The organism is Gammaproteobacteria bacterium (assembly GCA_041395725.1).
In the GTDB taxonomy this organism is placed as follows: Bacteria; Pseudomonadota; Gammaproteobacteria; order Pseudomonadales; family Pseudohongiellaceae; genus NORP240.
In genome coordinates this window covers 1,028,020-1,041,416 of sequence record JAWKZW010000001.1, presented here as the reverse complement: position 1 = coordinate 1,041,416, position 13,397 = coordinate 1,028,020, and the positions used below count along the sequence as shown (strand labels likewise).

Annotated in this window: 12 protein-coding genes and 1 pseudogene; 4 read left to right on the top strand and 9 right to left on the bottom strand. The window is 56.8% G+C overall.

Translation table 11 applies throughout. From position 1 onward, the window contains the following. From R3F50_04555 to R3F50_04545, 3 genes are all read left to right on the top strand, one after another. Nucleotides 1-2,025 carry a PQQ-binding-like beta-propeller repeat protein gene (locus R3F50_04555; protein ID MEZ5489576.1) on the top strand — a complete coding sequence of 675 codons (2,025 nt, stop codon included), beginning with the start codon at nt 1-3 and terminating at the stop codon, nt 2,023-2,025. Between the two features lie 324 nt (nt 2,026-2,349). Continuing rightward, a complete protein-coding gene (locus R3F50_04550; protein MEZ5489575.1) occupies nt 2,350-4,476 on the top strand; it encodes a TonB-dependent receptor in 2,127 nt (708 codons plus the stop codon). A 352-nt stretch (nt 4,477-4,828) separates the two neighbouring features. Beyond that, nucleotides 4,829-5,494, top strand: a complete 666-nt coding sequence (locus R3F50_04545) for a cupin domain-containing protein (GenBank protein MEZ5489574.1) — start codon at nt 4,829-4,831, stop codon at nt 5,492-5,494. 6 nt (nt 5,495-5,500) lie between these two features. On the opposite strand, the gene R3F50_04540 is transcribed toward R3F50_04545, so the two are convergent. The 7 genes and pseudogenes from R3F50_04540 to R3F50_04510 form a co-directional block, all read right to left on the bottom strand. Continuing rightward, complete coding sequence (locus R3F50_04540) at nt 5,501-6,436, bottom strand: alpha/beta hydrolase (protein ID MEZ5489573.1); 936 nt, start codon at nt 6,434-6,436, stop codon at nt 5,501-5,503. A 46-nt stretch (nt 6,437-6,482) separates the two neighbouring features. Then, entirely contained in the window at nt 6,483-6,905 is a 423-nt protein-coding gene (locus tag R3F50_04535) for a hypothetical protein (protein ID MEZ5489572.1), read from the bottom strand. 116 nt (nt 6,906-7,021) lie between these two features. After that, nucleotides 7,022-7,864 carry an EamA family transporter gene (locus R3F50_04530; GenBank protein ID MEZ5489571.1) on the bottom strand — a complete coding sequence of 281 codons (843 nt, stop codon included), beginning with the start codon at nt 7,862-7,864 and terminating at the stop codon, nt 7,022-7,024. A gap of 72 nt (nt 7,865-7,936) precedes the next feature. Then, nucleotides 7,937-8,311: a mercuric transporter MerT family protein gene (locus R3F50_04525; protein ID MEZ5489570.1), complete on the bottom strand. Its 375-nt coding sequence runs from the start codon at nt 8,309-8,311 to the stop codon at nt 7,937-7,939. Between the two features lie 42 nt (nt 8,312-8,353). Beyond that, nucleotides 8,354-8,524, bottom strand: a pseudogene (locus R3F50_04520) (heavy metal-associated domain-containing protein). A 15-nt stretch (nt 8,525-8,539) separates the two neighbouring features. Then, nucleotides 8,540-8,674 carry a hypothetical protein gene (locus tag R3F50_04515; GenBank protein ID MEZ5489569.1) on the bottom strand — a complete coding sequence of 45 codons (135 nt, stop codon included), beginning with the start codon at nt 8,672-8,674 and terminating at the stop codon, nt 8,540-8,542. 238 nt (nt 8,675-8,912) lie between these two features. Beyond that, nucleotides 8,913-10,766 (bottom strand): twin-arginine translocation signal domain-containing protein, encoded by a 1,854-nt coding sequence (locus tag R3F50_04510; protein MEZ5489568.1) that lies wholly within the window; start codon nt 10,764-10,766, stop codon nt 8,913-8,915. 598 nt (nt 10,767-11,364) lie between these two features. Between R3F50_04510 and R3F50_04505 the strand changes: the two genes are divergently transcribed. Continuing rightward, nucleotides 11,365-11,682: a hypothetical protein gene (locus R3F50_04505; GenBank protein ID MEZ5489567.1), complete on the top strand. Its 318-nt coding sequence runs from the start codon at nt 11,365-11,367 to the stop codon at nt 11,680-11,682. A gap of 60 nt (nt 11,683-11,742) precedes the next feature. Here R3F50_04505 and R3F50_04500 read toward each other — a convergent pair whose 3' ends face one another. Together R3F50_04500 and R3F50_04495 are read right to left on the bottom strand one after the other, a co-directional pair. Further along, on the bottom strand, nt 11,743-12,177 hold the full coding sequence (locus R3F50_04500) for an ABA4-like family protein (GenBank protein ID MEZ5489566.1): 435 nt from the start codon (nt 12,175-12,177) through the stop codon (nt 11,743-11,745). Between the two features lie 3 nt (nt 12,178-12,180). Then, nucleotides 12,181-13,155, bottom strand: coding sequence for a quinone oxidoreductase (locus tag R3F50_04495; GenBank protein ID MEZ5489565.1), 975 nt, complete (start codon nt 13,153-13,155; stop codon nt 12,181-12,183). Between the last annotated feature and the right edge of the window lie 242 nt (nt 13,156-13,397).

Genomic DNA, 13,397 nt, shown 5'->3' with positions numbered 1-13,397 from the left:
ATGCAACACCCGTTAATTAAGAGATGCCTGATGGCGTTGCTGCTGTTGCCCCTGGCGGCCACGGTTTCGGCGCAGGACAGTGTCGAGTGGTTTACCCTGGGCGGCGACTTTGCCCACACGCGTTTCAGCCCCGCGGACCAGATCTCGGCTGACAATTTCGAGGATCTGGAAGTCGCCTGGGAATGGGACGGCGCCAGCTTTGGTGCGATCAGCGGGCGTTCGACGCCCTCTTACATCGATGGCCTGCTCTATACTGTTGCAGGTACTCTGCGCCATGTGATTGCCATCGATCCGAAAACCGGTGAAACCGTCTGGTCCTACCGGGAGCCCAGGACAGGGCGTTCCGAATATTCCATGCGTGCTGATTACGGCAAGGGCGTGGGCTTTGGTTACGTCGATGGCCGCGGTGTTGTCTACATCATCTCGCCGGGCTTTTTCCTGACTGCTCTGGATGCCAAGACCGGCGCCCCCCTGGAAGGCTTCGGCCGGCCGGTGCCAATCGACGGCTTCCCGAAGACCGGGGTAGTGGATCTGCTGGCCGACCTGGGCCATCCTTACGATCCTTATGAAGGGATCCCCCTGGAAGTTGGATACATCACCTCTTCTTCACCGCCTATCGTGGTAAATGACACTATCGTTGTGGGTAACTCCGCCGAGCAGGGCTACCACCAGTCCCGGGTTGAGAACGTACCCGGAGATATTCTTGCTTATGACGCCAAGACCGGGGCTTTCAAGTGGAAGTTCAACGTGATTCCGCGTCCGGGTGAGTACGGGCACGAGACCTGGGAAAATGACGCCTGGCAGTGGACCGGCGACGTTTCATCCTGGGCGCCGCTGTCCGCGGACCCGGAAAACAACCTGGTCTACATTCCCACTAATGGCGCGACTATCGATTACTACGGTGGTTTCCGACCTGGTGACAACCTTTACGGTACCAGCCTGATCGCTCTCGATGTTCGCACCGGCGAGCGGGCCTGGCACTTCCAGTTCGTCCACCACGATATCTGGAACTACGACACGCCCACGGCACCGATCCTGCTGGATGTGAATCTGCCCGGCACAGGCCCGGTTCCTGCAGTCGCCCAGGCGACCAAGCAGGGTTTTGTCTACGCCTTCAACCGGCTCACTGGCGAACCGCTGTGGCCGATCGAAGAGCGTCCCGTACCGCAGTCGATTGTACCTGGCGAACAATTGTCCGCCACTCAGCCGTTCCCGACCCGGCCGGCACCGTTTGAAATGCAGGGAATCAGTGAGGACGATCTGATCGACTTCACGCCCGAGATGCGGGCCCAGGCCCTGGAGGTCATGGAAGAATATCTGATGGGGCCGCTGTTCACGCCGCCGATTCACGATACCAACAATCTGGGCAAATTCGCCACCATGAACTGCCCGGGCGGTGCCGGTGGCGCCAACATCAACGGGCCGTCAGCGGCTGATCCCACTACCGGGGTTATGTTTGTGGCCACCCACAACTCCTGTTTCGCCCTGCGGGTTATGCCTGGTGAAGAGTCGGATCTGTTGTTCCCCGAAACCACCGGTGTGACATTCTCCCGCTATGCGAATTCGGCCCGTGGCGCCACGGCACGACCACCGCGCCATCCCAGCGGTCTGCCGATCGTCAAGCCGCCGTACAGCAAGATCGTGGCCATCGACATGAATACCGGTGACCACCTGTGGGAGATCCCCACCGGCGAAACGCCCGATCGCTACAAGAATGTGCTGCAGCAGGCTGGCGTGGATCTGGATGAAGTTGGCAACACCGGTACCGGCGCGCTGGTACCGATGGTGGTGACCGAAAACCTGCTGGTGTATTCCGATGCGGCCAGCGACGGCACGCCTACCCTGTGGGCTATCGACAAGGCAACCGGCGCCATCGTCGGCGAGATTGAGGCGCCAGCCCGCAGTGGTTACGGTATGAGTTCCTGGGTGCACGAAGGTCGGCAGTACATTATCCTGCAGACCGGTTCCACCCTGACTGCCATGGCATTGCCTGGTGGCGGTAGCACGTCAGCAGCTGCTCACTAACAACTGACGCAGCCAGCGAAGACAGCAAAAACCCGCGAGCAGCGCTGTTCGCGGGTTTTTTTGTGGCGGCCGATCAGGCGTCTGGTCGCTGTAAAGCGTCATTCCACAAGAGCCTCTGGAATCTTTCGGCTCAGTCTCTTTTCTCCCTGAGACCGCACCGCACGCACTAAAATCCTTTGATTTATATCAACTTTTGTCCGGTTTGGGGGCGAAAAAGGCCCGGCTGCGACATCATGTCGCAGGGCAAGTCCTGTCATTTTCTTTAGACTATTGCCCCCTAGCCTGTACCCCACACATTCAGGCAAAGAAGTTTGAGGCCAGATAATGAAAAAGTTTGCAGTAAGATCCTTACCTTTCTGTATTTTGTTGAGCAACGCGGTGCTTGCACAGGATGCCCAGCGGGTCCAGGAAATCACCGTTGTAGGTGTGCGTGACACGCATACTGTCAGGACCGAAGACACCCTGGTGGCGCCACCGGATACAGCCCAATTGCTGCGCAAGATGCCGGGTGCCAATATCAACAAGAATGGTGAACTGACCGGCATTGCCCAGTATCGGGGAATGTTCGGTGATCGTATCAAGGTCTCTGTCAACGGCGCCCAGATCAATGGTGCCGGCCCCAATGCCATGGATTCGCCGTTACATTATGCGCCCGTGGCGATACTCGAGTCGTTGACTATCAACCGGGGAATCGCGCCGGTCAGTACCGGGCAGGAAACAATCGGCGGCTATGTGGAGGCCCAGACCTACACCGGTGAATTTGGCGCTACTGATGATCTCGAGTTCAGCGGCCGTACTTACTTCGGTGCCCAGTCGGTCAACGACGGGGCGGTTGGCAGCGGGTTCTTTTCCCTGGCCAATCGTAACCATATCTTTCGCACTTTCGTCATGCAGGAACAGGCCGACGACCTGGAGTTTCCCGGCGGTGAAATTACGCCGTCCGAATACGAACGGGAACGTTATGACCTGGGCTACAGCTTTCGCTCGGGTGACCACGAGTTCAGTCTCGATTTTGCCCGCAACAATACCAAGGACGCCGGCACCGCGGCGTTGCCCATGGACATTCTGTCTGTAGACAGCGACCTGTTCCGAACCCGCTATACCTGGGACGGCACCGACACAGTCATCAGGGCCCGCCTGTCAGTGAGTGATAACGAGCACTGGATGAGCAACTACCACCTGCGTCGTCCGCCTCAGGATAATATGATGACAACTGGCGCTATGCGCTTCCGTCGTAACTGGGCAGTCAGCGAAAATTATGGCTTCGGTGTCGAGATGGAGCAGTTCGTCGATAACGGCAGCTGGTTGTACGGTTTCGATGGGTTTCTTTCAGAACATCGATCGTTGATCACCAATCCCAATGCGCCATCTTTCTATATTTCTAATTTTAACGATACCAACCGGGATGTGCTGGGGGTATTCGTGGAGCGCAATATTTCTCTCTCCGACGCCACCGGACTGGATGCCGGTGTGCGGGTGAACCAGGTGGAAATGGATTCCGAGCTGGTGTCGGCCAATCTCAATCCCATGAACATGCCTGCAGGGATGCCGGTCATGATGAACCGAATGGCTTCCCAACTGGCAGATCGCTTTAACAACAGTGACCTTGATCAGTCGGACACCAATCTGGACTGGTTCTTCCGTTTCAGTATTGAGGCCGGTTATGACACCACCTGGTATGCCGGTGCAGCACGCAAAACCCGCTCCCCTTCCTATCAGGAACGTTACCTGTGGTTGCCCCTGGAAGCCACCGGCGGTCTGGCTGACGGCAAGACTTATGTAGGCAATCCTGACCTGGACCCGGAAGTCTCACACGAAATTGAGTTCGGTTTCGATCGGGAGTCTGGCCGCTACAACATCTACCCGCGGATTTTTTACCGGGAGGTTTCAGATTACATCCAGGGTACGCCTTCCACCGACATGCTGGTCAACAACTTTGCACTGATGATGTCCAACATGGGTATGGGGCTGCCGGACCCGCTTACCTTCACCAATGTGGATGCCACCTTCTATGGGTTTGACCTGGAATCGGATTTTGCTCTTAGCGAGCAGTTTACGCTGCGGGCAATCGCCAGTGTTGTCAGAGGTGAGCGCGATGATATCAACGACAACCTGTACCGGATCGCGCCGGACAATATGGTGCTGGCGCTGGATTACCGGGGCAGCAACTGGATGGGTTCGCTGGAATCGGTGATTTATGCGGACCAGGATCGTATCTCCGAGACGAATATTGAGCGGGAAACCGATGGCTACACTATTTTCAATCTGACGGCACGAATCAACCTGTCGCCAGACCTGGAAATCGGTGTGGGTATTGAGAACCTGCTGGATGAGGAATACGAAGACCACCTGGCGGGATACAACCGCGCCTTTAATCCGGATATCGCCCTGCGCGACAGGATGCCGGGCATTGGTCGCAACTTTTATGGCCGCCTGATGTGGTATTTCTAGGCAGACCTCTCTGAGTCTGAAAGCCGCCTGCTGGGAATCGCAGGCGGCTTTTTTTTTGGCTATCAGGGCCTGTTCACACTGATCTGATTATTGCCGCTGGAGGCAAGAAAGACCCCACCCCTTCGGGTTGCGGCTGAAAAAGCGCCGCTTGTCGATGTTCGTCGCTCTTTTGGAGCCACCAAATCACGCTCGTCGCGCCTAGATCGGCGTATTTTTTAGTCACACAGTGACAATCAAATCAGTGTAAACAGGTCCTTAACTTCAGTATCCTTCTATTCAAGAACAGGAAGCAACACCCTGTGGTGCTCGGTCATCCAGGAAAGCACGTTTCACGCCATCGGAGCCCAGCTTGTTGAGATTCAACCATGACTTTACCCAGCGGGTGGTCATCAGGCCACCAGATTACCACTGGGTCGATGCACCGGTGCCTGGGGTGCGGCGCATGATGCTGGATCGAATCGGGGATGAGGTGGCGAGGGCAACTTCACTGGTTCGCTATGCGCCAGACAGTGAGTTCCCCGCCCATCGACATGACGGTGGTGAAGAGATTTACGTTCTGGAAGGCGAGTTCGGTGATGAACACGGGAACTACCCGGCGGGGTTTTACCTGCGCAATCCCATTGGCACCGCCCATAGCCCCAGGGTGGGAGCTGGCGGTGCGCTTATCCTGGTAAAGTTACACCAGTTCTGCACCGACGATTGTGAACAGAAAGCGATCGACACTACCGTCCAGCCCTGGTTTCCGGGACTGGTCGAAGGGCTCTCTGTTATGCCTCTGCATAGTCATCATAGTGAGAATGTAGCCCTGGTGAAGTGGCAGCCTGATACCCAATTCAATGCCCACACTCATTTTGGAGGCGAAGAAATTTTTGTCCTGGAAGGCGTCTTTCACGATGAACAGGGTGCCTACCCGGCAGGCAGCTGGATTCGCAGTCCCCATCTAAGCCGGCATCAGCCTTATACCCGAACAGAAGGGGCCCTTATCCTGGTAAAAACCGGGCACCTCCCGACTCAGTGAGCTGGATCAGTCGCTGAAAGCCTGCTTCAGTTTCAGTCCGCACTCTGCCAGTGCGGCTCGGGCCTGCTCCATATAACCGGGTTGGGTAACAAAGCCGTGGAGCATACCCTCGTAGTGATGGAAACTGACCGGGACTCCGGCGGCTTTGAGTTTTTCGGCGTAGGCCCGCCCCTCGTCCTGCAGCGGGTCGAAGCCGGCGGTGATGACATGCGCCGGGGGAAGGTCACGGTGATCACTGGCGTGGAGAGGCGATCCCTGCCAGGTTTTCAGGTCGATGCCCTGAGGCAGGTAGTTCTGATGAAACCAGCTGATCAGGCTGCTGGTCAGCAGATAGCCCTCACCGTAATCCCGGTGCGAAGCTAACGACTCAGTCATATCGGTACCGGGATAGATTAGAACCTGATAACAAATACCAGGCTGGCCGGCTTCCCTTGCCATCAGGCAGGTAACCGCGGCCAGGTTGCCGCCGGCGCTGTCTCCCGCCACCGCGATACGGGTCGGATCAGCGCCCAGCTGCACCGCATGCTCGGCAAGCCAGCAGGTCGCCGCCCAGGCATCTTCCACTGCCGCGGGGAATTTGTGTTCCGGGGCGAGACGATAATCCAGTGACAGAACCAGGCACTGGGCTTCGGCGCAGAGATAGCGGCACACGGCGTCATGGCTCTGCAAAGAACCGATTGTGAACCCCCCGCCATGAAAGAACAGCAATACCGGCAGGTTACCTGCCGTGCTGGCGCGATAGCAGCGCAAGTTCAGATCGCCCGCTGGGCCCGGGATAGCCATGTCCTCTACGCAGTAGACTTCCGGGGGCGAACCGCCACCTGCTTCGCAGGCCTTCTGGTAAAACTTGCGGGCCAGTTCCGGCGTCATTCTCTCGTAAGGGAGAATGCCGGACTGTTCAACTTTGTCCAGCAGAGCCTGTGCCTGGGGGTCGAGTGGCATTTTATTATTACCTCAATACTCCAGCGGGACAGCCCGGCAACGCTGATCAGGCCGGATCAAGGCGCAGGAAGTAGCGTGGTGGAAACCCGGTGCGGAATCTGAACTCCAGATTCACCGTGTATACAGCCCGGATACGTTCCTCTTCGGCGCCTTCCAGCGGCACAGCGATGTAGGGCTCGAACTCGTTGTCCATCTTTACTTCGATGCGCGGATTTTCCAGAGCCTGCCGGTACCAGGCTCTTGGCCAGTGATTGGCGGCCACATAGGCACTGCCGTCAATTTCCACCAGCCGCACGACCCGTTCGTGACGATTCTGCTCCTCGTCGAAAGTGGCGACCACAATGGTTGATTGATTTTCCGGCTGGTTGTAGCCCAGCCGGGCTTCGAAATAGACCACCTGGGCCACATAGGCGATGGCCAGCAATGCCACAACGATAACGGCCCTGTTCCTGATCTTATTTTTCTCCATCGATTTACCTCGCTCCAGCTTTCGCTCTGGCTCCAGATGCCTGTTACGTTTCATGCCCGACTAAGAAGATTCGGATCAGTTACCGTCATGCCCTGCGGCAATTAATCAGTGTCTCCTCAACTGCTCAGTAGGACTATACCAGCAATAATCAACAGGATCAGCAGCCCACGGACCGGAGTCAGTCTCTCTTTGATCAGCAGCGCAGAGATCAGTGCCGCGAACGCAACACTGGTTTCCCGCAGCACGGCGACGGGTGCGATGCGCTCCTGGCTGAATGCCCAGATGACAATCCAATAAGCCAGCGCCGAAATGATCGCTACCGCCAGCCCGGGTTTCCAGACCTTGCGGGCACTGCTGAAAAATTCGCCCTGCCGCCGGCTCATGGCTAACAGGGGGAACAGCGCGCCGTGCAATAAAAACATCCACGCGGTATACGCGTGGCTGTTGGCCGCCAGCCGGGCACCCTGCCCGTCGACCAGGGAGTAAGCTGAAATGCACAGTCCCGTCAGCAGGGAATAGGTCAGTGCACTGCCGTTGAGTTGACGTATGCCGCCGATGCGTTCGCCCGCGAAGCCCAGAATGCTGAGTACGATCAACAGCATACCGGCCAACTCGTTGGGAGACAGTGTTTCCTGCAGCAGCAGAAAGCCAAGCAGGGCGGTCAACAACGGGGCCGACCCTCGGGCCAGCGGGTAGATCTGCACAAACTCACCGTGCCCGTAGGCACGCACCAGTAGCGACATGTAGGTGGTATGGATGCACATGGATAAGAACAGCAACGGCCAGCTGGCCGGTGCCGGCGCCGGCAAAAGCAATACGAAGGGCAGCGCCAGCAGAGCGGTGGCGAAGGCGGTAACCGCCATAATCACCAGGCGATCGCCGCTCACTTTGATCATGGCATTCCAGATTGCGTGTAACAGCGCGGCTAGAAGTACAGCGGAAATGACTGCAGCTGACATGGATATCCGGCTTCCGGTTAGACGAGCATGAGTAATTGAGTGACGGTCAGTGGGTGGTCTTCCTGCGACAGTTTATCCGGCCAGCCGCACAATCCAGAATTCACTGGTCAGTAAGACAAGCGCCAGGCACCCGGATAAGCCGAAAATAAGACGTTGGTGGTGCTTCCTGCTCGAGACCGGACAACTCGCTACCGGGCGATTCCCCCGGGACGGGCCGAACAGTTGCCAGCCAGCCAGGGCAAAAAAAGACACGCTTAGCAGTATGAGTAGCGGCTGGTAACGTTCCACTTTCATCAAATGACTCATCCAGGCGCCACTGATGCCGGTCGCCATCAGTGCGAAAGGGCCGAGACAGCAGAGGCTCGCTGAAAGAGAGGCCAATACGCCTGCAGCGGAGTACCGGTAAGTACGGACTGTGATGTCATGCGCTGGGGAAAAATCGGACACGTTGCAACCTGCTTCTAAGACCCTGACGACCCTCTCGGACCGCTACTGATCAGGGGAATTGATGGATGACGGAAAGCCGATATTTGTTGTTGCTTCGATCATTGATGAAGTTTTAACCTTGGCGGTTTCATAAATAACGGCTGCCTGCTTCTCGTCCAGGTCCACTTCGACCTGTCGGATACCTTCCAGAGCTCTCAGTGAGTTGCGCACGGCAACAAGACAGCCTGCTCAGGTCATATTTTCCACATCCAGCACGACAAGACTTTCATCTGCCTTCAGTGCCCTGGGGGAATCAGCGTGGATAAACCCGGGGAACAGGAGCAGGAGCGATAGTAACGCTGTTTCTACTATTTTTCTGATCATGGCTTTGCCTTTGGTTCTGTAGTTTTTGAGCTGTTTGATTTTCTAAGTATTACTGGAATGCCAGGTTGTATATTGCACCAGGCAGGCTGTTCCAAATATATTGCAATTACTAATACTGAGTTGCAAGCAGGCTCAACATGCGCATTCAGGCGTGAGAAACTCTGCTTTCCCAGCAGTGATACCTCACCTTGGCTGTGCTTCTAACGCTTATCAATAGTCTTTTAGTGGGGGCTCAGACTCAGACAATCCCCGCGCAACAGGGGCAGCCTGCAGCGCCACTGGCCATGACTGACTCGGCTGCCTTGAAATTCTGTTCAGCGCTGCGTCGGGTAGCTGTCATGGTGGAGGCGCCGGCGACAGCTGCAGGATCAGGTCTGGCAGCGACCACTTCCTGGCCGTAGTAGCCAGTAAAAATCTCGTACCGATGGTCCCCGATAACGGTGGGCACGAGAAGGGTATTCTGATCGATGACCTGGACGTTGCTCATGGTTGTCCCGTCGCGGATGACTACTGCCTCGCCGGCATTGGGCAGGTTGGTGACACGCCACTCGGTCGCCTGGCCGTTACGGCTGCGATCCGCCGCATAGGTACCGATATGCAGTACGCCGTTCTCCTTGTCGTTCCATGCGGTGTCGGCACCGAGGCCGGGATAGTCGACGCCTTCCAGGGTAGGGGCGACAAACCGGTCCGGGTGCTTCATTTTAAATGCATCGATCCAGTTGCCTTCGGCCACTTCATTCATCATCTGCTGGGCGCTGCCCTGGCCACGAGGCCACGGCTCGCCGTTATTGAACCACCAGCCGAAACTGCTGTTGTTCTGGCCAAAAAACCTGGGCTCTGCATAGCGTTCGGCGGCTGCCTGAAGACGCTCGGCGGCGGTGTGATCGCCCAGGGCCCTGGCCAGGGTCTGGCCGCGTGGGTTGGGGCGAATTTCACGGGCGGGATCATGCCAGCCGCTGGCTATGGCTGTGGCTTCATAAATCCGAGTCGCTATTTCGGGTGATTGCGGCATCAGGTAAAAAGCCGTGCCAATTCCCGCTGCAGCTGTGCCCGGCAGATTCACTTTGAATTCCGCCAGAGGATCGTAATACATGGTCATCCATTCGATCTGATTCTGATCGTTGATGCTCATGTAATTGTCCTTCATGAACTCAATCCAGTTTTCAAAAACGCCGTGGGCGTTTGTCACTCCCAGCTGGTCCGAGAGATAAATGCCCAGTCCGGCAGCGGAATTACAGAAAGGCCATATCTTGGTGTTCTCACAGTGTGGACCTTCCGGGTGTGCCAGGTACTGATTGCGAAGATGTTCAACGATCCGCGGCTGGGTCCATTCAAAATGTTCGTTCTCGTAACCGGCTATCTGCCAGGGTCGCTCCCATTTGTCATCCCCGGACACGTACTTGTAGGTGGTCAGCAGCAGATTCAGCCAGCCGCGAAAGAAGAGGTTGCCGTCCGCACCGATTGGGTCCGGTTGCAACCCCCAGGGCTCAACACCATTGGCAGTCCAGCCGGGTGCGTCGTAGTTTCCTCGCACGCGCTCCGGCCACAACGGGTAACCCGTGGCGTTGGCCGGGCCATAGATCTGCCGGTCCGGGCTGGGTCCGATAAAGGTGTTCCAGTCTATTGCTGCCCAATAAGCGGTGTGCCGGGTCGCCAGCTCATCCAGGATGCGGGTATAGGCTTCGCGCCAGGCCGGAGTCTGGTCGGCCATCATCATGACCACGTAACTGGAATCCGTCAGGTCAAAGCGGGGATAGCTCAGCATCGGTGCGCCGGAGTACTGGTCCCACCAGGGATGGGGTCCCTTGCCATCATCGCTCCAGTCAATGTCACCGCGGGGTAAATTGATGCCCCAGGGGCGTTCAATGTCTTCGCTGTAAGCCCAGTCGTCTGGTGTCGTCGCTTTCTGCCACATGAAGCGCATCCAGCCTTTGGTGCGTTCGTTGTGTCGGGGATAGAAGCTCGTGGCGGCTCCATAACTGGCGACGCCCGATGAGGGTGAGCCGGTACAGGCTCCCAGGCCTGCGGCACCGCCGGCGACAGCAGCAGTTTTGAGGAACTTGCGCCTTGAGTTGAAAGTAGAACCCGACATGGACAAACCCTTTTTCAGGTTGTTGATTGAATCGGATTATGCCCAAAAGCCTGGCTGATTGCACATGGGGTAATCTGGGGTTTGTAATAGTCTTTGTTGAGGTTCTTTTTTGATGCCGCACCACCCCGGGCTGGTGCTCAGTGCGAGATTTCAACCTCGGTATATCAATGAAAGGGTGCAACAGCTCTCTCTTAACTCTGCTAATGCGGTTGTGTATTTTGCTATTTCCAATCAGTTAGGTCTTCGTCGAGGTCGCTGAATAATGAGTGCCACTTAATGTCAAGGCGTGGTCGGCAGGGAGTTCTGTGTGCTGCAATCAAGGACCAGCGCTGAACGGCGAAAAATGACCGCCCTTCAGGGCATTTTTCAGAGTGAAGGGACCCGGGACGGGCGCGGTCCGCAGCACACAGAACTCCCTGCCGACCACGCCGCTCGAAGCCACTCTGCGTCGCTCCCTCAATCTGTACCCGTTCCAAAGGCACCACTAATCTACTAATCACGCCCGCAGGGCGAAATGCCCAGATTGAGACGTGATTCAACAACGCAGACAACCCCAGTGCTAGGATTCAAGCAATGGAATTTTTACTGGAGAATCGATGTGAATAAATTTCTTTTGCTCTGCATGGCAGGCATTCTGAGTACGGTCGGCTTTACGGCCAGCAATGCCGAGCCCTTGCGTAAATGCAGCTTCTACGAAATCATGAACGACGAAGATGAAGACGGACTGGTCCAGAACCCCAAAGATGGGCCATCGGTTTGCCAGTACACGCAACAGGATCTCGCCGCCGCAAAGAAAAGCCCCCTGGACCGTGCCGCTACTGCCGAGATTGGTGCCGTCAGCGAACTCACGGCACCTCCAGAAGCTGAGGCTGCAATTCCCGTCTCGAAGTCCAAAAGAATAGAACTGAACAACTGAGAGCCGGGTAATCAGAGGGCCTTTGGTAATAACAGGCCCCCTGCGACAGCCCCGCGATTTTCAGCGATAGACCGGTTCACGCAGTCTGACGGTGCGAATCGCCAGGTACAACGCCAGTCCGGCTGGCCCGAGCATGAAGGTCAGCAACAGGCAGGGGACGACCATCCAATGGGGAATGCCCTGCTGCCGGGAGTCATGGACTTCCCAGCTGCCGACAAACAGGTCGAAAGCCAGGTAATGAATCCAGCCGGCCGTCAGGGCATAAGGATTACTGAATAATAGGGTGACTGCCTCGAGTGAACCAAAACCGCCTCCTTCTTCTCCCCCGAAGCCCTGGGTGGCGATAATACCGGCGTAGACCAGCCCGAGGAGAAAAGGGATGAGGCCGGCACTTATCAATCCCAGGGTCCATTTCCAGCGTGGCAGGAAAATCAGCAATGCCCAGCCGGGCAGTACCGCGAGATTGCAGAGTGAGAAGATCGTGGCGGCAGTCATGGTCTAAGGCACCAGTACGATCGAGCCGGTAGTGTTGCGTGCGGCCAGATCCCGGTGGGCCTTGGCGGCATCCTTTAACGCATAGCGATGATTCACCTCGATCTTCACGGCACCGGATTTGACGACGCGAATCAGGTCGTTGGCCATCTTGCGTAACTCCTCCGGGGTGCTGGCGTAATTGAACAGCGTGGGCCTGGTCATGAACAGTGAGCCTTTCTGGGCCAGCAGGGCCGGAGGGAAGGCCGGAACCGGGCCACTGGCATTGCCGTAGGTAACGAACAGGCCGCACTTCTGCAGACAGTCGAGGGACGCCGGGAAAGTGGCTGCACCGATTGAGTCATACACGACGGGGACACCCTTGCCCTTGGTGATGGTTTTTACCCGTTTGACAAAATCCTGCTGATTGTAATTGATCGGGAAGTCACAACCGTGGGCCTTCGCCAGCCTGGCTTTGGCCGCTGAGCCCACCGTGCCGATGACTGTGGCCCCCAGGGATTTTGCCCATTGACACAGGATAAGGCCCACCCCGCCGGCGGCGGCGTGGACGAGAATGGTGTCACCTTTCTTGACCCGGTAGGTCTGGCGAATCAGATACTGTGCGGTCAGACCTTTCAGCATCATTGCCGCTGCCTCATCATCAGAAATTTCCGCTGGAACCTTTATCAGCTTCCCCGCATCAATATTGGCTGCTTCCGCATAGCAGCCGATTCCGGCAGTGCCTGTTGCGACCCGGTCGCCTACTTTCAGCCCTTTGACGCCAGGGCCCAGTGCGGTGACTTCCCCACACATTTCTCCGCCGGGAGTAAAAGGCAGCGTTGCCGGATAGAGGCCGGTGCGCTGGTAAATGTCGATAAAATTAACGCCAATGGCCTTGGCCTGCACGGTAACCTCGCCTTTACGAGGTTTACCAAGACTGATCTCCTGGAACTTCATTACCGAGGGTGCGCCGGTTTTTTCGACTACGATGGCTTTGGGCATAACGGGGTCCTTTCTTGTGGGTGAGTAAGTCAGTCGCAACTTGCCTTGTAGCGACTGAAAAATCAACCTTTAGCGGGCTGTTGGATCGCGTTTACTGGCAAGCCATGCAAGGCAACAGCCGACAACAGCAGGCAGATAGTCGAAGTCACAGGGAGCTGAGGGGAAAGCCACACAGTCGGCCTCGTGCTGGCCGGATGATGCTGCCGCTGGGGAATAAGGTTTCGCTAATCAGTGTTTCCCTG

Coding starts and splice junctions, on each gene's coding strand:
- R3F50_04555 (MEZ5489576.1), top strand. CDS start 1: ATGCAACACCCGTTAATTAAGAGATGCCTGATGGCGTTGCTGCTGTTG.
- R3F50_04550 (MEZ5489575.1), top strand. CDS start 2,350: ATGAAAAAGTTTGCAGTAAGATCCTTACCTTTCTGTATTTTGTTGAGC.
- R3F50_04540 (MEZ5489573.1), bottom strand. CDS start 6,436: ATGCCACTCGACCCCCAGGCACAGGCTCTGCTGGACAAAGTTGAACAG.
- R3F50_04535 (MEZ5489572.1), bottom strand. CDS start 6,905: ATGGAGAAAAATAAGATCAGGAACAGGGCCGTTATCGTTGTGGCATTG.
- R3F50_04530 (MEZ5489571.1), bottom strand. CDS start 7,864: ATGTCAGCTGCAGTCATTTCCGCTGTACTTCTAGCCGCGCTGTTACAC.
- R3F50_04515 (MEZ5489569.1), bottom strand. CDS start 8,674: ATGATCAGAAAAATAGTAGAAACAGCGTTACTATCGCTCCTGCTCCTG.
- R3F50_04510 (MEZ5489568.1), bottom strand. CDS start 10,766: ATGTCGGGTTCTACTTTCAACTCAAGGCGCAAGTTCCTCAAAACTGCT.
- R3F50_04500 (MEZ5489566.1), bottom strand. CDS start 12,177: ATGACTGCCGCCACGATCTTCTCACTCTGCAATCTCGCGGTACTGCCC.
- R3F50_04495 (MEZ5489565.1), bottom strand. CDS start 13,155: ATGCCCAAAGCCATCGTAGTCGAAAAAACCGGCGCACCCTCGGTAATG.